This is a genomic window from Streptomyces sp. NBC_00335, assembly GCF_036127095.1.
Lineage (GTDB): Bacteria > Actinomycetota > Actinomycetes > Streptomycetales > Streptomycetaceae > Streptomyces.
Genome location: NZ_CP108006.1, coordinates 5,568,949 through 5,592,334 on the forward strand (window position 1 = coordinate 5,568,949; position 23,386 = coordinate 5,592,334).

General features: G+C 72.8%; 21 protein-coding genes, 1 tRNA gene and 1 pseudogene. 8 read left to right on the plus strand and 15 right to left on the minus strand.

The features are described 5' to 3' along the window. Window positions 1–151: 151 nt before the first annotated feature. Window positions 152–1,414, minus strand: a complete 1,263-nt coding sequence (locus OHA37_RS25055; RefSeq protein WP_266908711.1) for a S8 family peptidase — start codon at window positions 1,412–1,414, stop codon at window positions 152–154. Between the two features lie 117 nt (window positions 1,415–1,531). Continuing rightward, entirely contained in the window at window positions 1,532–1,942 is a 411-nt protein-coding gene (locus OHA37_RS25060) for a GNAT family N-acetyltransferase (RefSeq protein WP_266908713.1), read from the minus strand. A gap of 191 nt (window positions 1,943–2,133) precedes the next feature. Here OHA37_RS25060 and OHA37_RS25065 point away from each other — a divergent pair, with 191 nt between their 5' ends. Next, window positions 2,134–2,790: a nucleoside deaminase gene (locus OHA37_RS25065; protein WP_266908715.1), complete on the plus strand. Its 657-nt coding sequence runs from the start codon at window positions 2,134–2,136 to the stop codon at window positions 2,788–2,790. A gap of 20 nt (window positions 2,791–2,810) precedes the next feature. Here the strand turns inward: OHA37_RS25065 and OHA37_RS25070 are convergent, their stop codons facing one another. Continuing rightward, the gene (locus OHA37_RS25070) at window positions 2,811–3,380 is read right to left on the minus strand and encodes a hypothetical protein (protein ID WP_266913454.1); all 570 of its coding nucleotides are present in this window, start codon (window positions 3,378–3,380) and stop codon (window positions 2,811–2,813) included. A gap of 273 nt (window positions 3,381–3,653) precedes the next feature. Here OHA37_RS25070 and OHA37_RS25075 point away from each other — a divergent pair, with 273 nt between their 5' ends. Continuing rightward, window positions 3,654–4,103, plus strand: a complete 450-nt coding sequence (locus OHA37_RS25075) for a phospholipase (RefSeq protein WP_266913076.1) — start codon at window positions 3,654–3,656, stop codon at window positions 4,101–4,103. A 176-nt stretch (window positions 4,104–4,279) separates the two neighbouring features. On the opposite strand, the gene OHA37_RS25080 is transcribed toward OHA37_RS25075, so the two are convergent. The 3 genes and pseudogenes from OHA37_RS25080 to OHA37_RS25090 all read right to left on the minus strand — a co-directional run bounded on the left by OHA37_RS25080 (window position 4,280) and on the right by OHA37_RS25090 (window position 7,900). Continuing rightward, complete coding sequence (locus tag OHA37_RS25080) at window positions 4,280–4,522, minus strand: hypothetical protein (RefSeq protein ID WP_266908717.1); 243 nt, start codon at window positions 4,520–4,522, stop codon at window positions 4,280–4,282. 178 nt (window positions 4,523–4,700) lie between these two features. Further along, window positions 4,701–5,042 (minus strand): annotated as a pseudogene (locus tag OHA37_RS25085) (metallophosphoesterase); the annotation flags it as partial. Between the two features lie 557 nt (window positions 5,043–5,599). Next, window positions 5,600–7,900 carry an MMPL family transporter gene (locus OHA37_RS25090; RefSeq protein WP_266908719.1) on the minus strand — a complete coding sequence of 767 codons (2,301 nt, stop codon included), beginning with the start codon at window positions 7,898–7,900 and terminating at the stop codon, window positions 5,600–5,602. Window positions 7,901–8,268: 368 nt separating this feature from the next. Here OHA37_RS25090 and OHA37_RS25095 point away from each other — a divergent pair, with 368 nt between their 5' ends. Beyond that, a complete protein-coding gene (locus tag OHA37_RS25095) occupies window positions 8,269–9,252 on the plus strand; it encodes an AfsR/SARP family transcriptional regulator (RefSeq protein WP_266908721.1) in 984 nt (327 codons plus the stop codon). A gap of 99 nt (window positions 9,253–9,351) precedes the next feature. Here the strand turns inward: OHA37_RS25095 and OHA37_RS25100 are convergent. Beyond that, window positions 9,352–9,424 (minus strand) — tRNA-Arg (locus tag OHA37_RS25100). Window positions 9,425–9,756: 332 nt separating this feature from the next. On the opposite strand from OHA37_RS25100, the gene OHA37_RS25105 reads away from it, so the two are divergent. The 5 genes from OHA37_RS25105 to OHA37_RS25125 all read left to right on the plus strand — a co-directional run bounded on the left by OHA37_RS25105 (window position 9,757) and on the right by OHA37_RS25125 (window position 16,730). Then, window positions 9,757–11,382 (plus strand): dynamin family protein, encoded by a 1,626-nt coding sequence (locus tag OHA37_RS25105; RefSeq protein ID WP_266908723.1) that lies wholly within the window; start codon window positions 9,757–9,759, stop codon window positions 11,380–11,382. Between the two features lie 4 nt (window positions 11,383–11,386). Then, a complete protein-coding gene (locus tag OHA37_RS25110; protein ID WP_266908725.1) occupies window positions 11,387–13,213 on the plus strand; it encodes a GTPase in 1,827 nt (608 codons plus the stop codon). A gap of 136 nt (window positions 13,214–13,349) precedes the next feature. After that, a complete protein-coding gene (locus OHA37_RS25115; RefSeq protein WP_243334947.1) occupies window positions 13,350–13,757 on the plus strand; it encodes a single-stranded DNA-binding protein in 408 nt (135 codons plus the stop codon). Between the two features lie 68 nt (window positions 13,758–13,825). Next, window positions 13,826–15,166, plus strand: a complete 1,341-nt coding sequence (locus OHA37_RS25120; RefSeq protein ID WP_266908731.1) for a thioester domain-containing protein — start codon at window positions 13,826–13,828, stop codon at window positions 15,164–15,166. Between the two features lie 70 nt (window positions 15,167–15,236). After that, a complete protein-coding gene (locus OHA37_RS25125; protein ID WP_266908733.1) occupies window positions 15,237–16,730 on the plus strand; it encodes a bifunctional phosphatase PAP2/diacylglycerol kinase family protein in 1,494 nt (497 codons plus the stop codon). A 67-nt stretch (window positions 16,731–16,797) separates the two neighbouring features. Here OHA37_RS25125 and OHA37_RS25130 read toward each other — a convergent pair whose 3' ends face one another. The 8 genes from OHA37_RS25130 to OHA37_RS25165 all read right to left on the minus strand — a co-directional run bounded on the left by OHA37_RS25130 (window position 16,798) and on the right by OHA37_RS25165 (window position 23,303). Next, window positions 16,798–17,391: a hypothetical protein gene (locus OHA37_RS25130; protein ID WP_266908735.1), complete on the minus strand. Its 594-nt coding sequence runs from the start codon at window positions 17,389–17,391 to the stop codon at window positions 16,798–16,800. A gap of 231 nt (window positions 17,392–17,622) precedes the next feature. After that, complete coding sequence (locus OHA37_RS25135; RefSeq protein ID WP_266908737.1) at window positions 17,623–18,888, minus strand: tyrosine-type recombinase/integrase; 1,266 nt, start codon at window positions 18,886–18,888, stop codon at window positions 17,623–17,625. 73 nt (window positions 18,889–18,961) lie between these two features. Beyond that, window positions 18,962–19,198 carry a helix-turn-helix transcriptional regulator gene (locus OHA37_RS25140; protein WP_266908739.1) on the minus strand — a complete coding sequence of 79 codons (237 nt, stop codon included), beginning with the start codon at window positions 19,196–19,198 and terminating at the stop codon, window positions 18,962–18,964. 452 nt (window positions 19,199–19,650) lie between these two features. Next, window positions 19,651–21,126, minus strand: coding sequence for an ATP-binding protein (locus OHA37_RS25145; protein WP_266908741.1), 1,476 nt, complete (start codon window positions 21,124–21,126; stop codon window positions 19,651–19,653). A 2-nt stretch (window positions 21,127–21,128) separates the two neighbouring features. Then, the gene (locus OHA37_RS25150) at window positions 21,129–21,971 is read right to left on the minus strand and encodes a bifunctional DNA primase/polymerase (RefSeq protein ID WP_266908743.1); all 843 of its coding nucleotides are present in this window, start codon (window positions 21,969–21,971) and stop codon (window positions 21,129–21,131) included. Next, on the minus strand, window positions 21,968–22,702 hold the full coding sequence (locus OHA37_RS25155; protein ID WP_266908745.1) for a DNA methylase: 735 nt from the start codon (window positions 22,700–22,702) through the stop codon (window positions 21,968–21,970). Before OHA37_RS25155 ends, OHA37_RS25150 begins: the two co-directional genes overlap by 4 nt. Before the next feature lie 97 nt (window positions 22,703–22,799). Further along, the gene (locus OHA37_RS25160; RefSeq protein ID WP_266908747.1) at window positions 22,800–22,955 is read right to left on the minus strand and encodes a hypothetical protein; all 156 of its coding nucleotides are present in this window, start codon (window positions 22,953–22,955) and stop codon (window positions 22,800–22,802) included. A gap of 12 nt (window positions 22,956–22,967) precedes the next feature. Next, entirely contained in the window at window positions 22,968–23,303 is a 336-nt protein-coding gene (locus OHA37_RS25165; RefSeq protein ID WP_266908749.1) for a hypothetical protein, read from the minus strand. Window positions 23,304–23,386: the final 83 nt, after the last annotated feature.

Here is a 23,386-nt window from a genome sequence, read left to right on the forward strand (position 1 = left end):
GGCTCGGGTGGGGCGGGTGGGGTTTCGGCCCGGGCCTTCGGGGTGGCTCGCGGGGCGGCTTTCGCGGTGGCTTTCGCGGTGGCTTTCGCGGTGGTCCGGCCGGGGTCCGCCGGGGCGGCGGAGGGGCCGCCCGCGGAGGACCCGGGCCGGGCTACTGACCGGCCGGGACGTGCAGCAACAGGTTCGGGGTCCCGGCCGGCAAGCCGGTGATCCGGTCCCGCACGGCGTCCCGTACGAGGGCTTCGGCCACCTGCGCGGGCGTCTGGCGCGGGCCGCCGGCCGCGAGGCCGCGCGCCAGCACCAGCGCGGCGGCGCCCGCCACGTGCGGGGCGGCCATCGAGGTGCCGGAGGCGCGGGCGGCGGCCGTGGCCGAGCCCTTCCAGGCGGAGGTGACGGCCACGCCGGGGGCGGAGAGGTCCACGCAGGCACCGTGGTTGGAGAAGGCGGGCCGCCGGTCCAGCGAGTCCGTCGCGCCCACGGTGAGCGCCTGCGGGACGCCGGAGGGGGAGCCGGTGCAGGCGTTCTCGCCGGAGTTGCCCGCCGCCACGGCCAAGGTGATCCCCGACGCGATCGCCCGGGTCACCGCCCGGTCGAGGGCGAAGCTGCGGCCGCCGCCCAGGCTCATGTTGGCCACGGCCGGGGTGGCGGGCGACTTGAGGGCGTCCTTCACCATCCAGTCGAGGCCGCGCGTGATGGCCGACAGGGTCGCGTCCCCCCGGCAGTCCGCCACCTTCACGGCGACGAGCGAAACCTCCTTGGCCACCCCGTAGGTGGCTCCGCCGACGGTCCCGGCGACGTGCGTGCCGTGGCCGTTGCAGTCCGTGGCGCCCTCCATGAAGACCGCGTTGGCGCCCCAGCGGGCCCGGCCGCCGAACTCCTGGTGCAGGGTGTTGATCCCGGTGTCCACGATGTACGCGGTGATCCCCCCGGCCTTGGCCGGGTACGTGTACGACCCGTCGAGCGGCAACTCGCCCTGGTCGAGGCGGTCCAGGGCCCAGGGCGCGGGGCTCTGCACGAGGGGAGCGGCGGGGGCGACCGCGTCGGCGGGGTCGACGGGGGCAACGGGGGCAACGGGGTCGTCGAGCGGCGTGTCGGCGATCCGGAAGACCGCGTCGGGCTCCACGGAGGCCACCCGCGGATCGGCGGCGAGTTCGGCGGCGCGGGCGGCGGTGGTGCGGACGGCGAAACCGCTCAGGGCGGTGTCGTAGACGGCCCCGACACGGTCGCCGGCGGCCTCGGCCTCGGCGGCGAGCGCGCGGGTGACGGCGGCCGCGGAGGCGCGGGTGCCGCCGTCCTTGAGGACGACGACGTAGGGGGCGGTGGGGGCGTCGGCGGCGGTGGCGGCGTACGGCGGCAGGGCGGTGGCCACCGCCAGCAGGGCGGCGGCCGGGAGCAGCGCGGTGAATGCGGTCATGCCGCCGATGCTCGGCGAGGCCCGGGCCGGCCGCGCGGAGGGTGCGCCGACTGGCCCCACGACACGCCGCCCACGGGGCTAGGGCCTGTCGTCAAACTCCCGGGACAACACACACAGCTAGGCCGAGGGCCAGCCGAGCATCCTGAAGACTCCCTCGTCGCGGGCGCCGGCCGCCGCGTAGGTGGCCAGGGCTGCCTCGTTGTCGGTGTCGACGCCCACCCACATGCCGTAGCAGCCGCGCGACTCGGCCTCGGCGGCGAGTGCCTCGGTCAGGGCCCGGCCGAGGCCGCGCCGGCGGTGGGCCTCGTCCACGGAGAGCTCGTAGAGACACATCTCGGTGCCCTTGTCGGGGTGGATCATCTCGATGCCGGAGACCATGCCGACGGGGGCGTCGTCCACGTAGGCGATCAGCATCAGGTGCCCCGGCGCGGAGAGGAACCGCTCCGACCAGTCCGCGCGGGCGGGCCCGTCGAAGAGGGCCTCTGCGGCGTGGAGTTCGGCGACGGTACGGGCGGGGCGGATGTCCATGGCGGCGACGATAGCGGTGCCGACGCCGTTGACGGGAGCGATATCCAGAGCGGTGACGAGAGTGGTGACGAGAGCCGCGGAGCCGGGTGAGGCGACGGGGAAGGCGCCGGTGGCGGTGACGAACGGGGTGGCGCCGAGGGCGACGGAGCAGCGGCGAAAGCGGTGGCGAAGGCCGTGGCGATAATGGCCGGATGAGTAACGGGGAGCATGGTTTCGACACGGAGTGGCGCGCCGCGCCGGAGCCCCTGCGCAGGGCGCTCGCCCTCGCCTACGAGGCCCTCGCGGCCGGAGGCCTCGCGGTGGGTGCGGTCCTGACGGACGCAGACGGGAAGCCCGTCGCCGAGGGCCGCAACGAGGCGTACGAAGACGGCCCGGGCACCGGACCACTGCGCGGGACGCCGCTCGCGCATGCCGAGATGAACGCGCTGGGGGCCGCCCGTACGGGCTGGGACCTGGGCACGGCGACGCTGTGGAGCACCCAGGAGCCGTGCTCGATGTGCGCGGCGGCGGCCGAGTTCACCGGCGTGGGGCGGGTCCGGTACCTGGCCCCGGACCCGTGGGCACTGTCGAGCGACAACGGAACCGGATCCGGCGCCGACCCGGGCCGGTCGCAGTGGCTGCTGGTGGCCAACACCATGTTCCTGCGGAGCGTGGCCGTGGCCTCGGACGGCCCCGCGGAGCCGTCGATCCTGACGCACCACCGAGCCGTCGAACCGGAGACCACCGCCTTCCACGACAGCCTGCCGGCGGGTCTGCCGACGGCCGCCTCACCGCAGGACTGGCTGCGCCCCCACTGGACCCGTCTCGCGGAACTCTCGGCGGCCCGAGAGCTGCGCACGCTTCGCTGACACCCCCGGGCCGAACCGGATCAGGGGGCCGTGGCCGACACCTGCCGGACGGGGACGCCGCCCTGCGTCCCCGCGCCGGGGGACCGGGTGCCGTCGGTCCAGGCGTAGACCTCCTTGCCGCGCACGGTGACCTGGTACTGGAAGGTGCCCCGGCACTCGGGCCGCTCCTCGGACCCGGTGCCCGCAGGCCACCACTTGGCCTCCAGCGCCGTCCCCGCGTGCTTGCTCGGCGTGCCCGCCGAGCACTGCGGGCCGTCCAGCGGGGTCGCCCCCAGCGTGAAGTGCAGCAGCCGCGCCTCACCGTCGGTGCGCGCCATTATTCGCACGTCGGTCGCGTCCTTCGGCACCCACTGCGGCAGCACCCACGTCTCCTCCCCACGTGCCCGCTTCCGGAGGGCAGCCTCCCCGCGCGTCGGCTCTCCGCTGGTCGGAGCGTCGGCGGCCGTCGCGAAGCGCATGCCCTTCTCCTTGAACACCCGGTCGTTGATCCTGTCGGTCAGGGGGTTGGGCGGGAGGTTGGGCAGGGCGATGGCAGCGGTGGCGAGGACTCCGACGGTGGCGGCGGCGATGACGAGAGGACGGCGGTTCATGTCCACGAGTATTCGCGGGTGAGGCCGTAGTCCGCGTCCCTCCCGAGGCTGAACCGGATCTCTGCCGCAAGAGTGACAACGGCTCATACCTGAGTACTGGTCCCGCCCTCCGGTCGCCCTCGCCTGACACGTCCGACACCCCTGGTGGCACCCCTCGTTAGTGGATGCGTGCCCCACCGCCCCGCCATCGCCCCCACCCCGGCCGCCCCCACCCCAGCCGCCCCGATCCCGGCCGCAGCCCCAGCCCCGGCCCCCACCCGTACCGGAGCCCGGATGTCCGCCCTCGTCTCCGGCGCCGTGGCGGCCGTACTGGCCTTCGCGCCCACGGCGGCCGCGGCCCGGCAGGCCCCGCAGGTTCCCGAGGACAAGCCGCAGGTGCTGAGCGGCTGGACGCAGCCGGGCACGGCCAGCCAGGAGGCCTGGGCCGCGGCGCGCGGGAACCGGGGCGAGTGGGAGCCGTACGGCTTCGACTGGACCACGGACTACTGCACCACGTCCCCGGACAACCCCTTCGGCTTCCCCTTCCGGACGGCCTGCGCCCGGCACGACTTCGGCTACCGCAACTACAAGGCGCCGGGCGAGTTCCAGGCGGCCAAGCCCCGGCTGGACGAGATGTTCCACTCCGACCTGAAGCGCGTCTGCGCACGCTACTCGGGCGCCCGCAAGGCCTCCTGCGACGGCACCGCGTGGACCTACTACCAGGCCGTCAGGGCCTTCGAGTAGCCCTCCGGACTGTGGGCCGCGTTCGCACTGCTCCGCTCCCGTCCGGCCGCACGGGGGTGAACGCGGGCCGGTCATCGGGATCTCCGGGGCGAGACGCCGGATCCGGCCCTGGGGGGCATGGCGCTCTGCGGGTAGGCGGCCTACACGGCCTACACGGCCTCCACGGCCTACGCGGCCTACGCCTGCGGGGCGCGCAGTTCCAGCAGGGTGATGTCCGCCGGCGCGCCGACCCGAACCGGTGGGCCGAAGAAGCCCGCCCCGTTCGTCACGTACACCTTGGTGTCGTCCACCGTGCCGAGACCGGAGTTGACCGGATTGGCCAGCTCGGTGAGCGCGGTCAGCGGGAACATCTGCCCGCCGTGCGTGTGTCCGGACAGTTGGAGGTCCACCCCGTGCCGGGCGGCCTCGCCGGCGAACACCGGCTGGTGGGCGAGGAGTACGACGGGACGCGACAGGTCCCGCCCCCCCCAGGGCCTTCCCGAGGTCGGGCCCCCGGCCGTGGTCCTCCCCCGCGAGGTCCTCGACCCCGGCCAGGTCGAGGTGGGCGCCGTTGTGCCGGATCTCCACGCGTTCGTTCACCAGGGGGCGGACGCCGACGTTGCGCATCTCGTCCAGCCAGTCCTCGACCCCGTCGTAGAGGTACTCGTGGTTGCCGGTGACGAAGAAGGTGCCGTAGCGCGATTCGAGACCCCTCAGCGGCCGGGCCGCCGGCCCCAGCTGGGACGCCGTTCCATCGGCCAGATCCCCGACGATCGTCACCAGGTCGGCCTGCAGCCCGTTGACCATCCGGACGATCCGCTCGGTGTGGGCGCGCCCCAGGAGCGGCCCCAGGTGGATGTCGCTGACGACGGCGATCCGCAGACCCGCCAGGCGCGGGTTCACCTTGGAGAGGGTGACCGGTACGCGCTTGATCAGCGGGTCCCCGAGCGCCGAGGACATCCCGTAGCCCACGGTGCCGAGGGCGGTGGCCCCGGCCAGGGTGCCCACCGCACGGCCGAGGAAGAGCCGGCGGCCGATCAGGCGGTCCTCCGACTCGGCCGGGGCCGATACCGCCAACGCCGCCGCCGGCACGGGGACCAGTACCGGCACCGGCTCCGGCACTGGCACCTGCTCCGGCACCAGCTCCGCAGCTGCATCCGCCCGCTGCTCGGCGCGCCGCCACGTGCGCAGCGCGAGCGCCCGCGGCAGTTCGAGTACCAGGAGCGTCGGCAGCAGGTAGAGCAGCACTCCGATCAAGACGTAGCCGGGCCACGCCAGGAACCGGCCACCACCTCCGTCCGAGGGATCGAACAGCGGGGTGAGGATCCGGGTCCCGGGAGCGAGCAGCGCCGACAGGACCACCCCCCCAGGTGGCCGGCCGCCGCACGGACGCCCCCGGCCTGGTCGTGTCACGGACCAGGCGGATCCACAGGTAGTAGTGGACGGCGGCGGAGCCCACCAGCATGAGCGCCGTCACTCCGAATCCCAGCATGTCCCTCTCCCTCGCGCCGGATGGATCAGGCGCGGTCGGCGCCGACGCCGACCCTTGCCGTGGAGGGCTGCCCGGAGGCACCGGCACCGGCACCGGCACCGGCACCGGCATCGACGGCCGGTGCGACCGGCGCCGACGCCTCGGAGATGCCGAACCGCTCGTGGAACGCGCGCAGAGGCGCCGGCGCCCACCAGTTGGCCTTGCCTGCGAGTCGCATGGAGACCGGTACGAGGACCGCGCGGATCAGCGTGGCGTCGACCAGGATGACCACGACCATGCCGATGCCCAGCATCTTGAGGAAGACGATCTCGGACGAGGCGTACGTGGCGAACGAGGCCGCGAGGATGACCGCCGCCGAGGTGATCAGCGGTCCGCTGCGCTCCAGGCCGACGGCCACCGCGCCCGCGTTGTCGCCGGTGAGCTCGTACTCCTCCTTGATCCGCGACAGCATGAAGACCTCGTAGTCCATGGAGAGGCCGAAGGCCACGCAGAACATCAGGATCGGGATGCTCGGCTCGATCGAGCCGCTCGGAGTGAAGCCGAACAGGCCGGCCAGGTTGCCCTCCTGGAAGATCCACACCAGGACGCCGAACATCACGCCCATGCTCAGGGCGTTCAGGAGCATGGCCTTCGCCGGGAGGAGCAGGCTGCCGGTCATCAGGAACAGCACGAGGAACGTGGTCACCAGGATCAGCTCGAAGACCAGCGGCAGCCGGTCGACCAGCTCGGAGCGGAACTCGCCCAGTTCGGCGGGGTAGCCGCCGATCTTCACCGCGCCCGGCTCGGCGCCCTGGGCGGCGGCGGAACGGATCTCGGAGTGGGCCCGGTCGATGTCCCGGGCGACCGTGCGGTGCGTGGCGACCACCGAGTACCAGGTGCTGCGCTCGCCCGCGAACCGGCGGGAGGATTCACCGGGTTCGGCGATCTTCCGCCCCCGCGCGTACGAACCGGTGAGGGCGTCGACCTGGTGGATGCCGGACACCTGGGACAGCTCGGTGGCCGTGGCCTCGATCGAGGACCGGTTGGCGTCGGTCCCGGCCTGGCCGGTGCGCAGGACCTTGATCGCGCTGGTTTCCTCGGCGGCGAAGTTGTCGAGGATCTGCTGCTGGACCACCCGGCCGGACACGTCACGGGGCAGCACCTGCGCACCCGGCACGCCGAAGGCGAGCCCCAGCGCCGGTGAGGCCAGCCCCAGCAGCACCACCAGTGCCGGGATTCCGTACAGCAGCGGCCGGCGCATCATGCGCAGCGCGGTGTGGTGCCACCAGCCCTGCTCGGGACGGGAGTTCTCGTTCCTGCGGGTGACCTTGCGGCCGAGGCGGGCCAGCGAGGCGGGCAGGATCACCAGGGCCGCGAAGACCGAGGTGAGGACCGTGGCGATACCGGCGTACGCGAACGAGCGCAGGAAGGGGAACGGGAAGAGCAGCAGCGCGGCCAGCGACAGGATCACGGTGAGACCGCTGAAGGCGACGGTGCGGCCGGCGTTCGCGACGGACCGCTCGACGGCGTCGGGGACCGACAGGCCGGCGCGCAGTTCCTCGCGGAAGCGGTTGATGACGAAGAGGCTGTAGTCGACGCCGAGCCCGATGCCCATCACCAGGGCCAGGTTGGCGGCGAAGGTCGAGACGTCGGTGATGTACGTGAGCCCGCGCATCAGCGCCAGCGTGGTGATCACGGAGAACAGGCCCATGCCGAGGGTGAGGAAGGCGGCCGAGAACCGGCGGTAGAGGGCGAACAGCAGGAGCAGCACCAGGGGGAGGGCGATCATTTCGGCCCGCAGGAAGTCCTTGCGGGACTGCTCGGCGGCCTGCCGGAACACCTCGTCACCGCCACCGACCTGGACCTTCAGCCGGGCGCCGTCCCGGGTGAAGGCGGGCGAGATGTCCGCCAGCCTGGTCCGGGCCTCGGTCACCGTGCCCGACATGCGGGCGATGATCAGGGCCTGCTTGCCGTCCGTGCCCCGCATGGTGGGCGAGTTGCCCCGCGACCAGTACGAGAAGACCTCGGCGACCCCGGCCTGCCCGGCGAGCTCCCGCTCCAGGGCGCGGCCCTCGGACGCGACGGCGGCCTCGTCCACGCCGCCCCGCTTGGCCGTGACCATCAGCAGCACGCTGGGCGTGCCCGCCTCGAACTCCTCCTCCAGGACGGCCCGGGTGGTGACCGACTCGGATCCGGGGGTCTCGAAGCGGCTGAGGACGAGGCGGTTCATGGTCCCGGCGGCCAGGACCAGGCCCAGTACGGCCAGACCGATGCCGACCCGGACCACGAGCCGGGAGCGCGAGGCGGTCACCCGTCCCCAGCGCTGCAGTGCGGGGGGACGTTCCACGGGGTCGGTGCCAGGGGACTGCGGCGTTCTCGGCATGCTCTGCTCTCTGGGTGAAGGGGGATCCGCGGGTGGCGGGCGGAGCCGCGGGGGTGGCGTCCGGCACGCTCGCGATCACCTTGGAGGACGGGGTTTGACCAGCCGCTGGAGTAATCGCTGACCGTCCGCAGGAGGGCCTCCGGGCGACGTCCGGCCGATCTCCGGACGGCACTTGGCGCGCCGTCGCCGCGGACGCGCACCGTCCTCCGATCTCAACTACCGGACGGCGTCAAGACGTCACGCGATATGACCTCCCTCTCATCCCGTTGTCGGACGGTGAGAACCAGTCGGTAATGCCTAGCCTTGCGAAGGCTTTACTCGGGGGAGCGGAAATGTCTGGTGTATTGCTGCGCGAGCGCGGCTTCGAAGAGGGCGACGGATGCTCGTCGGGACTGCGGTTCCGCCTGCTCGGACCGCTCCAGACCAGTCGGGGAACGAAGGTGCTGGAGCTGGGTCCGCCCAAACAACGGGCCCTGCTGGCGGTGCTGTTGCTCAGGCCGGGCCTGGAGACCGGTGTCGATCAGCTGATCGAGGCCCTCTGGGGGGAGGACCACCCGGCCTACGCGAAGAACCTGATCCAGAAGTCCGTCTCGGGCCTGCGCGGCCTGCTGTCGTCCGAGGAGGTCGGCAAGGACGGCAAGGACGGCAAGGGCGGCAAAGACGGCAAGGACGGCAGGGTCGGTAAAGGCGGCAAGGGGGACGCCCGGGGGGTCGTCCTGGAGTGGTCCGCCGGCGGCTACCGGATGGACATCGGCGACTCCGAAGTGGACCTGTACGCGTACGAACGCCTGGCGTCCGCCGGCATCGCCGCCGCGCGCAAGGGGGAGATCCCGCAGGCGGTCGCGCTGCTGGAAAAGGCGCGCACGATGTCCACGGGTCCGCTCGCGGAAGGCCTTGAGGGCCCCATGCTCGACCGTGAACGGCTCTACCGCCAGGAGCGTTTCCTCGCGGACATGGAGGTGCGCGCCGAGCTGGAACTGGAGCTGGGCAGGCACCGCAACGCCGTTCCGTACCTGTACTACGCGGTGGACAAGTACCCGCTGCGGGAGCGCTTCCTGTGGCTGCTGATGCTCGCGCTCTACCGCTCGGACCGCGGCAACGAGGCGCTGACGGTGTACGGAGTCCAGCGCGCCCGTGTGGTCCAGGAGCTCGGCGTGGAGCCGGGCCGGGCCTTGCGGGCGCTCCACGGGCGACTACTGCTCCAGGACCCCCAGCTGATGGTCATGTCGGCCCTGCGCCAGGACAGCGGGGCGGCGGAGGACGAGTTCGTCCCCGTGCCCGGCCTCCCGCCGGCCCGTCGCGGCCCCTTCGGCTGACCGCCGGGCTTACGCCACCGCTACGGCATCGGCGCTAAAGTGCCCTGACCTGCACGAAAGCCCTCCGCGGGGGAGGGCTTCGGGGTGGTGCGGAAGAAGTGCCCCCGGCAGGACTCGAACCTGCGGCCAAGTGCTTAGAAGGCACCTGCTCTATCCACTGAGCTACGGGGGCCGGAAGGTGGCCGTGGTGGCCTGGAGCCCCTGGGCGGGGGTGGGGCTTTGGTCCGTGCCGGGTCAAGGATAGGGCTCCGGTTGCCTTGTCCCGGTTGCTTCACTCGCGTGCCACGATGTGGAGGTTCGGTGAAGCGGTCCCGATAATCGCAGGCAGGTGCGATTCTCGCACCGCTTTTGCGTCGTGGCGCCCCGGGTGTTGTGCACTCGTTATGCCTGCGCCCCACTCGTCCGCTGTGTCCGGGATGTGCCGCTGGAGTAGCGCTCGGCGCGCAGAGGACGTATAAGCTTCAAAAATGCTCCTAAATTGGGCATTCTTCGCATGTGGTGACCTTGGATGTTCGGCCTCAGCTGCTCGATGCCCTGTCCGCCCTGCGCGACCGGGTCGCGTCCGTGCGTCTGCCGCTGCCCCTGCCCGGCGCCCCTCGCGCCCGCCAGACCAGAGCGGAGCTGCTCGCGCAGCTCGACGACTATCTCGTACCCCGGCTGAAGGCGCCGGAGGCGCCGCTGCTCGCCGTCGTCGGCGGGTCCACCGGGGCCGGTAAGTCCACCCTCGTCAACTCCCTCGTGGGGCGCCAAGTGAGTGAAGCCGGCGTGCTCCGGCCCACGACGCGCACCCCCGTCCTCGTCTGCCATCCGGATGACCACCACTGGTTCGCCGGAGTGCGGGTACTGCCCGATCTGATGCGGGTCTGGGCACCCCAGGACGACGAGGACACCCCCGCGTCCGCCCGCAGGCCCCACCGGCCGGGCGGCCACCACGGGCACGGGTACCCGCCCGCCACCCGCGAGGTGCGGATCGAGACCGTCTCCACCCTGCCCCGCGGCCTCGCGATCCTCGACGCCCCCGACATCGACTCCCTCGTGGTCGACAACCGCACGCTCGCCGCCCAGCTCATCTGCGCCGCGGACGTCTGGGTGATGGTCACCACCGCCTCGCGGTACGCGGATGCCGTGCCCTGGCACCTGCTGCGCACCGCCAAGCAGTACAAGGCCACCCTCGTGACCGTCCTCGACCGGGTCCCGCACCAGGTGCTCGCCGAGGTCTCCCGTCAGTACGGGGCCCTGCTCACGCGGGCCGGGCTGGGCGAGGTGCCCCGGTTCACGGTTCCCGAGCTGCCCGAATCCGCCGGCGGGGGCGGGCTGCTGCCCGCCAGCGCCGTGGCCCCGCTGTTCGCCTGGCTCGCGCACCACGCGCAGGACCCGGCCGCCCGCCAGTACGCCGTCGGGCGCACCGCGCTCGGCGCGCTCGACTCCCTCGGGCGCCGGATGCCGGAGCTCGCGTCGGCCGTCGCGGCGCAGCACGCCGCCGCCGTACGGCTGACCTTCGCCGTCGAGGACGCCTACAAGCGGGAGGGCAAGCGGGTCCGGGGCCGCCTGGACCGGGGCGCCGTACTCGCCGGGGACGCGCTGACCCGCTGGCGCGGCTACCCGCTCGACACCAGCGCCGACGAACTGCTCGACTCCCTCGCGGAATCCCTCGCGGCGCTGCTCCAGTGCGCCGTCGCCGCCGCCGACGAACGCATCGCGGAGGCCTGGCGGCGCGAGCCCGCCGCCGGCGCCGTGTCCCTGCCCGCCCCCGACCGCGAGGCGGCGGAACGTATCGGCATGGCCGTACGCCGCTGGCGGCGCGTGCTGGAGGAACTCGCCGAGGAAGAGGTCGCGCGGCTCGACAAGCAGCCCGCGCCCGACCCCGACGGGGTCGCCGCCCTGCTCGTCGCGGCCCTCCTCGGCGGCAAGCGGGCCCGGCCGGCCGGGGAGAAGCTCGCCGAACGGATCGGAGTACAGGCCGCCGTACGCCTGCGAGACCGCGGCGGCGAGCTCGTCGCCGAACACCTCGACCAGGTGCTGCGCGCCGAACGTGACCGCCGGCTCGCCCCGATCGAAGCGCTCGAAGTGAGTCCCGAACCCCAGGCCGAGCTGATCGCCGCGCTGTCCGTACTGCAGAAGGAGAGGTGACGCGGTGACCGCCCTGACCGACCGCACCGACGACCGCTGGGACGACGGACTGATCGCCCGCTCGCGCCCCCGGACCAGCGAGGACGACTGGCCCGCGAGCGGTGACGAGGAGGGCGACGAAGCACTCGTACGGGCGGTTTCCGGCGCCGGAAGCGACGGCGGCAAGGCCCCCGCGCCCCCGCTCAGCCCCGAGGCGCAGGCCCTGCGCGTCCGCCTCGACGCGCTGCGCCAGCTCATCGGGCTGTCCCGGACCAGGATCCTCGACGGAAAGACCCTCGCCGAAGCCGGACGCGTCCTCGACGAGGCGGCCGCGCGTCGCGGGCTGTCGGCGCAGCACACCGTCGTCGCCATCGCCGGAGCCACCGGAAGCGGCAAGTCCACGCTCTTCAACTCGCTCGCCGGAGTGCAGATCTCCGAGACCGGGCTGCGCAGGCCGACGACCGCCGCACCCATCGCGTGCAGCTGGTCCGACGGCGCCGCGGGACTGCTGGACCGTCTGGAGATCCCGGGACGGCTGCGCCGCCGCCCCCGGGAGACCTCGGAGGCCGAGGTGCTGCGCGGCATGGTCCTCGTCGACCTGCCCGACCTGGACTCGGCCGTCGGAGCCCACCGCGACCACGTGGACCGGGTCCTGGCCCTGGTCGACGCGGTGGTGTGGGTGGTGGATCCGGAGAAGTACGCGGACGCCGTCCTGCACGAGCGGTACCTGCGCCCCCTGGCCGGGCACGCCGAGGTGACCTTCGTCGTGCTGAACCAGGTGGACCGGCTGCCCGGGGAATCCGCCGATCTCGTCCTGGACGACCTGCGCCGGCTCCTCGACGACGACGGGATCGCGCTCGGCGAGCACGGCGAGCCCGGAGCCACCGTCATCGGACTTTCCGCCCTTACGGGTGAAGGCGTCGGGGAACTGCGCGAGATGCTCGGACAGTTCACCCAGGAGAAGGGCGCCGCGACCCGCCGCATCTCCGCCGATGTCGACAGGGCCGCCGCCCGCCTGCGGCCGCTCTACGTGGCCGACGGCCACGCCGGGCCGGAGATCGGGGAGACCGCGCGCGCCGAGTTCGAGGACCGGCTCGCCGAAGCGGTCGGGGCGTACGCGGCCGGGCTCGCCGCCGAGCGGGCCTGGCGGCGCAACGCCGGAAAGGCCTGCGGCACCCCGTGGCTGCGCCTGTGGCGGTGGTACGAGAGCCGGCGCTCACCGCGCTCGCTGGCCGGACTCGCCGCCCTGGCGGCGCTCGGGCGTTCCCCGGTGGCCTCCGAGCCGCCGGTCGAGGAGGAGGTGACGGCCCGCCAGCGGGTGGAACAGGCCGTACGGACCGTCGCCGACGAGGCGGTACGGGGCCTGCCCGATCCCTGGGCGCAGGCCGTACGGGAGACCGCGGTCCGCGGCGCCGAAGGGCTGCCCCAGGCGCTGGACGAGATCGCCGTGACCCTCGGGCCGGCGGTCGCGGTGCCCAGCGCCCGTCCGCCGCGCCCCTCGTGGTGGCCGGCGGCGGTGCTGGCGCAGGCGGCCATGACGCTGCTCCAGATCTTCGGCGGGCTGTGGCTGGTCGGGCAGATCGTCGGGGTCCTGGAGCCGCGCCTGATGCCGCCGGTCCTGCTGATGGTGGCCGGAATCATCGGCGGACCGCTGGTGGAATGGGCCTGTTCGATCGGGGCCCGGGGTCCGGCACGGCGCTACGGGCAGGACGCGGAGCGGCGGCTGCGGCAGGCCGCGGCCGGCTGCGGGCGGGCCCGGGTACTGGAGCCGGTGGCGGCCGAGCTGCTGCGCTACCGGGAGGTGCGCGAGCAGTACGCGACGGTGGCGAAGTTGTCCACAAGCCGTCAGTAGTCCACAGGCTCCAGCGGGTTCCGGCGGCCCGGGCCAGCATGGTCGTACCTCGTGCGGATGGTCCGGACGGGTACGGAACGCGGGTCGGGGCGGTGCGTGGTCGAGCGCGCCGCCGGGCCCCGGAAGGGCGGCCGGGATGAACGACACCCAGGTGACGCTGGTGGGCTACGTGGCGACGCAGATCGACTACAAGGACACGGCGAGCGGACCGGCGGCCCGGTTCCGCTTCGCGGTCACCCCGAGGTACTACGACCGGAAGAAGGAGACCTGGGCGGACGCGCCCACGAGCTTCTACACGGTGTGGGCCCGGCGGGGCCTCGCCGTGAACCTCGCCGGATCCGTCTCCGTCGGTGAACCGCTCGTGGTCCACGGAAGGCTGCGGGTGCGGGAGGACCCGCCCGACGGGGAGGGCAACCGGTGGTTCTCGGCGAACATCGACGCGACGGCCATCGGGCACGACCTGAACCGCGGCACGGCCGCCTTCCGGCGGGTGGTCAGGACGGACGTGCCGCTGATGGGCACTCAGAAGGCGGCGGTGGTCTGAGTGTTCGAGGAGGCTAGGATTCCCCGGTACTCACGGGCACCTGGGCCTTCGGCCCGAAGGGGAAGACTGTGTCGATTGCCGTTCCCGCACCCTCCGTTCCTGTCGCCGTCGTTGGCGTTGCCCCTGTCGGCGCTCCGGGCGGTGTTCCCGTTCCCGCTGCCGGTCAGGCCTGCGGCGCACCGGCGACGCGCACCACGGTCGCCGCGGCCATACGGGGCTCCGTACGGCGGCCGATCGCGCTGGCCCTGCTCGCCGCCGCGCTGGCCGGGGCCCCGGGTGCGGTGGCGGCCGCCGACGCCGGCCCGGCCGCGCCCCGGACGCCGGAGGGAGCGAGCGCCGTCCTGGACGGGCTGAAGACCTACGGACAGGCCGTCCTGCACGGCACGGACGGAACCGTGCGGCAGATCCCGGCCGGGCTGTACGAGATGCGGGTCGACGGCGGCGGCATGCTCCAGACGTACGGAGTCGGCGTCACGGGCGACGCGCAGCCCCAGGCCCGGTTCACGGAGGCCGGATGGACCGGCACGCCGCTCGCCGCGAACGGCGAGGCGGGCCGGATCCGCTGGGTGCTGGAGCACTCCTACCCCCAGCTGAACGATCTGGCCGGGCTCGCCAAGGCGGCCGGAGCGGTGGCGCTCACCGCGGAGAGCGCCGCGGCCGGGACCCAGGTGGCCATCTGGCGGCTGGCCGAGGGCGTACGGGTGGAGGCCGTCGACCCGGAGGCGGAGAAGCTGGCCGACTACCTCCAGCGGGAGTCGCGGCGGCTGCCCGAACCGCCGGCGTCGCTCGCGGTGGATCCCGGTGAGGTGTCGGGGCCACTGGGCACCCGGATCGGGCCGGTCACCGTGCGGACGGGCGCGCAGAGCGTGAGCGTGACCCCGGACGCGGCGGCCCTGGCCATGGGGGTGCGCGTGGTGGACGCCCGGGGGCTGCCGGTCACCTCCGCCGTCAACGGCGCGAAGCTGTTCTTCGAGGTGCCGCAGGGGACCCCGGACGGCAGCGCCGAGGTCATCCTCCGCGGGTCCACCCGGGTGCCGGTCGGCCGGGTCTTCACCAGCGGGGTCCCGGCGCAGGTCCAGATCGTGGCCGGCTCCAGCCAGTCCGCCACGGTGGCCACGGCGACGGCGCAGTGGCCGTTGCTCCCCGCCGCCCAGCCGGTCGACGCAGTGGCGCAGAGCGGGGCGACGGCCGCGCTGGGGACCCTGGGCACGCTGTCGGAGTCTGCTGCGACCTCGGATGCGGACACCTCGGAGGAACGGCTCGCCGCCAGCGGCAGCTCGGCGGCCACCCCGGTGATCGCCTCCCTGGCGGTGGGCCTGGTCGTCCTGGGCGGCCTGGTCGTCCTCCTCCTGCGCAAGCGCCCCCTGGAGGACGGACCCGGCCCGCAGCGGTCGGCGGATCCGGAGTAGGGCACGAGCACGGACCCGGGCTCCTGCCCGGGGCCTGGTTCGGATCCGGGGGTTCGGGTAGAGGCAAGGGATGTCTGATCAAGAGCTGACCTGGCGGGGCGCGGTCGCACGAGGGGACCGCTGGCTGTTCGACGTGGTGGCCCGGCGGCACTGGCCGGGGGCCGACCGGGTGCTGCCGCGGCTCGGGCGGGCCGCGAACCACGGGCTGCTCTGGGGCGGCGCCGCCGTCGGGATCGCCGTCCTCGGTTCGGCCGGGGCCCGCAAGGCGGCCGTGCGCGGGGCCGCGTCGCTGGCGCTGGCCTCCGCGACCATCAACACCGTCGGCAAGTGGTCCGTACGCAGGCCCCGCCCGGTGCTGGACGGGGTGCCCGCCACGCGGCAGCTCGCCACGCAGCCGCGTACCACCTCGTTCCCCTCGGGGCACGCCGCGTCCGCGTTCGCCTTCACCGCCGGAGTGGCGCTGGAGTCCCCGCTCTGGGGCGCCGTACTGGCCCCGGTCGCCGCCTCCGTGGCGTTCTCACGGGTCTACACCGGCGTCCACTACCCCTCGGATGTGGCCGCGGGCGCCGCGCTGGGGGTGGCGGCCGGGTTCGTCGTCCGCCGGCTCACCCGGGACGCCGAGGTGGCCCGGATCGTGCCCGGCGACGAGCGGGCAGCCGTGGGGGCGCCCGCGCTGCCCGACGGGTCCGGGCTCACGGTGGTGGTCAACACCGGGTCGGGCACGGCCGCCACGACGGGGCTCGACGTACTGCTGCGGGAGCGGCTGCCGAAGGCCGAGCTCGTCGAGTGCCAGGGGCCGGAACTCACCGAGGAGCTGGCCGCGGCCGCCGAGCGGGCCACCGTGCTCGGCGTGTGCGGCGGCGACGGCACCATAAACGCCGCCGCCACCGCCGCACTGCGCGCCGGGATCCCCCTGGCGGTGTTCCCGGGCGGCACGCTCAACCACTTCGCGCTCGACCTCGGCCTCGCCGGGATCGAGGACACCTGCCGGGCCGTGGCGGCCGGCCACGCCGTCCACATCGGCGTCGGCCGCTTCACCCCGGGCCCCGGCCCGGACCCCGAGGACACCAGGGCCGGGTACTTCCTGAACAACTTCAGCATCGGGGCCTACCCCGAGCTGCTCGGCACCCGGCTCCGCTGGGCCCCCCGGATCGGCGGCGGCCCCGCCGCGCTCCTGGCGGCCTGGCGGGTGCTGCGCGCGGAGCGACCGGTACGGCTCAAGCTCGCCGGGAAGCCGCGCAGCGTCTGGCTGCTCTTCGCGGGCAACGGCACCTACCAGGGCACCGGCCCGGCGCCCCGCTACCGCAAGAGCCTGGGCGAGGGCCTCCTCGACGTCCGGCTCGTCCACGGCGGCGGCCGCCCCGGCCCCCGCCTCCTCGCCGCCGCCTTCGCGGGCCCGCTGACCCGTTCCCCGGTCCACGTGGCCACCCGGCTGCGCAGCCTGCGCGTGAGCGACATCCCGGCCGGCACCCCGCTCGCCTACGACGGCGAGTACGCCCGGGCCCCCGAGGCCCTGGTCCTCGAAGAGATCCCGGACGCCCTCACCGTCTACCGCCCGCGCTGAGGCGCGCCACCCCGGCCCGGCCACCCCCGCCGGAACCGCCGCCCCGCCCCGCCCCGGCGGGCGGGCGTCACGGACTCGGCGGCACGGCGGGCGGGGAGGGCGGGCCCGTCACCGGAGCGGCGTCCACGCCCAGATCGGTCCGCATCACGCCGCGCATGACGTCGGCGCGCGTCGTGAGCTCGGTGAGACGGGTGTGGATCTCCTCGAAGGAGCCGTCCGGGTGCGGGGAGCCCTCCGCCAGCCGCATCGTGCGGGCGTAGGCCCCCGCCATGCCCCGCGTCATGATGTCCAGCTGGGCGAGTACGGCCTCGGAGGCGATCATCTGGGCCTCCGCGAAGACGGTGTGATGGACGTTGCGGACCTCCTCCAGCACGGCCCGCTCCTCCGGGGTGACCTGCGACCTGTGGACGAGCCACAGGAAGGACATGAGGCCGATCCGGTAGCGCCGGTACGCGGCGTTCGCCGCCGCGTAGCACTCGCGCCGCCGGGCCAGCTCCGCCAGCTCCTGTTCCCGCAGCCACCGCGTGCGCTCCACCTGCTGCTCCCGATCGAACTGCGCCGCCTGCACCCGCGCCAGCATCCGCTGCGAAAGCACCGTCGCCAGCAAAGTTCCGGCCACGCCGACCACGGCGGCCCCGAGCGCGATCAGTCCGCTGTCCATACGTCCCCACGTCCCCCACCTCGGCCGCAGCCCCCGGCCGCGCCCCCGTCGATGGCATCCTGCCGTGCGGCACAAGGCCTCGGGGCGGTTTCACCGACCTCGGTCGGGTGGTCTCGGGGCCGAACGGGTTTCCCCCGAGGGATGGACGTCAGGCAAGATGGGGTGTTACTGGCCACCGGAACCCGGAAAACCGCCCCCCACCTGCGGCGGAACCGTGAGCGGGGGGCCGTCTCAAGCCGCCTGGGCCGTCTGTGGGCCGTCGTCTGCCTCACCGGGCCCCTTGAGGACGCTGTCGACCGCCTTCCGGGTCCGCCCCTCGCTGCTCGGCATGAGGTGCGTGTAGACCTTCAGGGTGAACCCGGGGTCGCTGTGCCCGAGGTAGGTGCTGAGCGCCTTGATGCTCTCCCCGGCGTCCAGGAGGACCGAGGCGTAGAAGTGCCTCAGGGCGTGCATCCCGTGCTCGCGCGCCGATGCGTACCGCTTGCCCTTCTCCGGCTCGGGGATGATGCCGGCGGCCGCGAGGGCGGGCTTCCAGGTCTGGTCGTTGAATGCGCTCCGCCACACCGCGTTGCCCGTCGTGCTCGTGAACAGGAGCGTCTTGGTCAACGGGGGCCCATCCGGCGTCAGCCACGGCAGGGTGACCTTGGCCGGAGGGAAACGGCGCATGTGCTCCGTGAGTGCGTGCGCGACGGTCTTGGGCAGGGGAACGTCACGGACCTTCCCGCGCTTCGGCGGAGCGAAGACGAGCGTCCCGTGTACACGCTTGACCTGGAAGCCGACATGCAGCCAGCCCGTGAGGAAGCCGACTTCGTCAACGGGCAGCCCGAAGATCTCGCCCTGCCGCAGCCCGCAGCCGCTCCCGAGGTCGGCCATTGCGCGGTAGCGCGCCGGCAGTCCGGCTCGCACCCCGAAGAGTTGCTCCGTCGTCCAGGGCTTGACCCGGGAGGGCACTGCCTGAGGCGACTTGACCGACGTGGCTCGGCACGGGTTCTGCCGGAGGATCCCGTCGTCCACCGCCGCGTTCAGGACCGAGGACGCATTCTCGAAGATCGCCCGCCGGTAGTTCGCGGACAGGGATGCCGCGGCCAACTCGCCGAGCCAGTCGCGAATGTGCGCAGGCTGGAAGGATCCGAGCGGGCGGGAGCCGATGTGGGGGTACGCGTGTAGGCGGAGCCGCGACTCGACCGCCGTACGGCTGACCTCGTCCGAGGTCAGCTTGGACACCCACTTCTCGGCAAACTGCTTGAACGTGATGCGGCCGGCACGCGGGTCGACGTACTGGCCGCGAGCCATGTCCGCCTCGACCTGGGCGAGCCACTGGTCCGCGAGGCGCTTCTCGCGGTCGCGGAAGGACTTGCTCTTCTCAGTGCCGTCGGGGCCGATGTACCGGGCGCGGTAGCGCAGGCCGGTGCCGTACCGGTCGGTCTTGATGCGGACGGGCTTGCCGTTGGCGTCGGGCTCGGTCTTGTACCAGCGGTCTTGGATGTGGCCTGCCACGTGGTGTGCCTTTCCGGGCGTACGAAGAGAGGGCGGGCCCGGTTGGGCCCGCCCTCGGCGGTTGTGGTGGGGCTCAGGCGGCCTGGCTGAGGTCCGCCCGCTTCTGTTCAGCGATCCACGCGTAGACCTCGGCGGGGTCGTACCGAACGTGCTTGCCGATCCGGAACCCGGGTGGCCCGGTGCGCTTCTTGCGCCATTGGTAGACGGTCTCCAGCGGAACGTCGAAGAGTTCGGCGATGTCGTCGGGGGTGAGGTAGCGGTCGGGGAGTCCGCCGCGCAGCGTGGCGCGGGGGTCGTGTTGATCGGCCACGGTGCTCTCCAGCGGGGTCCGTGTGTGTCCGAGGTGGGGATTTCTGCGTCACCGCGTCAGCTGTGTCACTTACCGGTCTGACCTGCGGCTTTCGGTGACGTAGCGGGTGTTCTGTGTGTCACCGGGCTGCGTCATCGTCACCGGGGTGACGCAGCCCGGTGACGTGGGTGACGCGTGATGACGCAGCCGTTGGTCGTCTGCGTCACCGGCCTACCGGCAGGTCACGGGCCGTTTGGAGGCAAGCAATGACGTAGGTGACGCAGCATCTCTTCTCTTAGGAAAAAAGAGGGGTTGCTGTTGTGTTGCGGTGCGTCTTCGAGCGTGAAGAAGGAGCCGCTGCGCGGCACGTCTCCTGCAGCGGCGGCAAGCCGCCGGAACAACAAGAGGAGCACGCACCGGCCGGGGGACGGGTGCTCCTCTTGCCTGTACCCAGCCGGTCGCGGCGGCGCGGGTTAGAACGCTGCCTCCTGCTGGCCGGGCGGTGGGGCTGCCGGGCGGGTCATCTCGATGTAGCGGGCGGTTTTGGTGCGGCCCCAGTCGACGAGGACGCCGCGGGCGGCAAGGGTGGGCTGGAGGCGCTTGAGGCGATCGGAGAAGACCTTGCCGGTAGTGGGCCAGCCCTTGGGCAACGTGCGGAAGTCGTCTCCGGTGTAGAGCTGGGTGAGAGCGTGCAGCCACTCGGTGGAGGTCATCTTGACTTCGGTGCCCGGTTCGAGGCCGGCGGCGTGCTTGAGGACGGTCTGTGCGAGGAGGTCGCCTTCGATGACGTCGTCGTTGAGTTCGTCCAGGGCGGCCCGGTAGGCGCTCAGCGCTCCTAGGCCGGTGGCCGTGTCGAGCTGGGCGCACAGGTGGGCGAAGTCGGCCATGCGCAGGTCGGCGGGGATGTCGGCCTGCGTGGCACGGACCTGGACGGTGAGGTCGAGGAAGGAGCCGAGGATGACCGGCAGGACCTCCGTGTACTCCGCCCACAGCTCCGCTTCGGTCCGTCGTACCCGGGGCCGTTCCAGGCGCAGGGGAAGGAGCCGTTCGGCGAGGTCGGGGCGGATGACGCCCACGTCGATGCCGGTCAGCAGCAGCGGGCGGCGGTAGCGGGAGAGGTAGACATCCCCGTCACTGAACAGAGCGCGCTTGACGCTCTCGGCCCCAGTAACGATGCAGCACATCAGGTCCGACAGGTCCGGCGGCAAGTGCGAGAGGTTGTCCAGCGCGGTGACCCAACCGGCGGCCACGGCCGTGATCAGGTTCTCCTCGTCCTTTGGCGCCCGACGCAGGTCACCCTTCATGCCCTCGATGATCCGCACCAGCATCCGCCCGCCGGTCGACTTGCCAGCGCCCTGGGGGCCAGTGAGGAACGGTGCGGGGACGGGTACGGACGGCTCCAGGCAGCCGATCACCCAGGCGATGGCCAGGCACTCGCTCTCGGCGCTGGCGTAGTTGCACAACCTGAGCAGCCGGTCGATGCCCTTGCCCTCGGTGTTCTTCTCGGGGAGGGGGAGTTCTCCGGTGAGCTGAGTGCGCCTCCAGGAGACCTCGCGCGGGTCGGGGATCAGGATGTCCCAGCCGGTGGGGTGGATGCGGACGGACTGGCCGTCGTCGCGGCCCAGGTCGAGCCAGGTCGCGCCGTCGAATCCCGGGGCGACCCGGATGTGGGTGGCCTGTACGTCCTGGCTGAGGGCGAGCGCTTCGATCAAGTCCAACGCCTCCTTCAACGCGGTGCCGTTGAACACGCCGAACCCGTCCCGGAAGAGACCGACCATGAGTTCCTGGCGGTGGCTGCCTGTCGTGCCCTGGGAGCGGATGGGGCGGGCTACGGGGTGGCCGTTCTTCTGCGCGTAGACGGTGCCTTCGGGGGTGCGGAAGTACCGGAAGTGGTCCTGCGCGTAGTCGGTGATGATCTGCCGGGCCGGGTTCTTCTCGTCCTCGGGCACGGTCACATCCCCAATGCGGTGCGGGCGTTGGTCCAGGCGACCTCGCAGTGCCGGGCAGATTCGCCCTTGCCCTGCGCGGCCGTGAACAGGCGCGCGGTGTGGGTCTCGGTCAGGCAGCCGCACCGGCCATGGGCCGACAGCACGGCGAGGAACGTGCGGTACACGGTCGTGTGGATGGCCTCGCGGGCCCCGGTGATGCGCTGTACGGCCATGGCGATGCCCCGTTCCAGGTAGGCGGGCGAGCGGTGCGGGCAGTGCCCGCCTCCTGCCGGCACTGCCGCGATGACGGGGCGGGTCTGCCGGACGGCGGGTTCCTTTACCACGAGCGCGCGTACGACGTTCGGCAGGGTGGCCATCGTTCCGGCGCCGGGGCCTCGCCAGCGGACGTAGGACATCGTGGACTTCACGTCTACCTCGGGGCGGACCCCGTTCTTCGACTGCATGGCGCCCCGGTAGATCCAGTGCTCGCCCCGCGTCGTCGGCACGACCGTGGTGGCGGGAAGGGTCTGGCGTGCCCAGGCGACGGCTTCGGCGTCGTCCAGGTCCACCACGGTCAGACCGGCACCGCCCGGGTGGTAGGCGACCGCTCCGGCCTGACGCCATGCGCGGTTCCAGGCCGGGCCGGTCAGGATGTCGGGGTCGGTGGTGGCGGCGCCCCAGGCGTGGCAGGGGGCCGGGCACTGGCAGGGGCCGGCGGCCTTCATGTGGGGCCGGTCCCCGCACGCCGAGTGGATGCAAGCCGGACAGTTTCCGAACGGCTCCTTGCCCTGCCTCAGGGGCAGGACGGGCAGGCCGATCCCGGCGAGCCAAAGCGCGGTCCGCAGGTGCCCGGTAGCGGCGCTCACGCGGCCACCGCCCCGGACAAGGTGCGGGCGAGGAAGGCGCGGCCGATCCACTCGGAGTAGGCGGGCGGGATGGCCTCGGTGAGTTCTTCGTGGACGTCGGTCCAGTCGATGCCCATGGCCTGCTGCATCTCGGGGACGGTGGCCTTGCCGCCGCCCTTGCCGTAGGCGGCGACGTACGGCCCGTCGTGGTACTTGCCGTGACGCCACCCGCGTACCCGGCCTCGGTGCTTTAGGTGCGTGGGCTTGGGGGTGCTCCAGCCTCCGAGTTCGAAGTTGCGGTGACGCAGGACGCCGAGGCCGAACATCTCGCCGCACAGGGTGATGTCCTTGCGGACGTCGGCCTTGCCGTCGGGCTGCTCGATCACGTACGGCAGTTCGGACGCGTCCAGGAGCTTGCGGGTGGGGGCGACGAGGTCGACGTGCCGGCCGCCCCAGCCGCGGGACTTGTTGGTGCCCACGGTCAGCGCGCACCGCTTCTGGCAGGGCGGGGAGGCATGGACGGCGGTGTAGCGGCGGATCTCGCCCGAGGCGATGAGTTTGGCGAGGACGGTGAGGGCGTTGCCCTGGATGAAGGTGAAGGGGTAGTTCGGACGGGGGCGGATATCGACGCCTTCGACGGCGAATCCGGCCCGTTCGTAGCCCCGGCCCGCGCCGCCGGCGCAGGAGTACAGGTCCAGCAGTAAGGGCCGGGGGCCGGTGTGGTCTCGCCGGATGTCGGTGGGTTGGGTCATGCTGGGTTCCTCCACAGGTCTGTTGATGGGTTGTGGATGAGGGCGGCCCCGCTTCATTGGCGTGAGAGGGGGCCGCCTTCGTTGTGTCTGTCGGGGCTCAGGTGCGGATCTGCCTGCGGACCTCGGCGACGAGGCGGAGGATTTCGTGCGCCATGTCGGTGATGGCCTGGAGCTGCTCTTCGACCTCCTCCGGGCCGGTGAAGGAGAAGGAGGGTTCGCGGTCGGGTCTGGGGTTGGTGAAGGAGAACGACACGGAAGGTTCCTGTCAGAGGGCGGCGGAGATGACGGTGATGACCAGGGCGGCGGCGCCGCCGATGACCAGGGCGGCGGTGGCGGAGGCCCACAGGGGGCGGCCCATGTCCGCGGTGTTGCGGAGGTCGGCGAGGGTGTCGCTGAGGCGGGCGTGCAGGGTGGCGAGCGGGCCAAGGGAGACGTACCAGCGGCCGAGGCGGTCTATCTCGCCGGCGTGCTCCCCGTCGGGGAAGTGACCGCCGTGCAGGGCCTTGCGGTGGCCTTCGGCCTCGGCGGCGAGGTCTTCGAGGTGAAAGGCCGTCGGGGACGTGGTCAGGCAGACGGAGCAGCGGTACCGGTAGCGGCGCACGGGTCTTGGTCTCCTGATGGTCGGAGTTGAGGCAGGGCAGGACAATGCGGCGCCCCGCCCGGAAGGGGTTCCGAGCGGGGCGT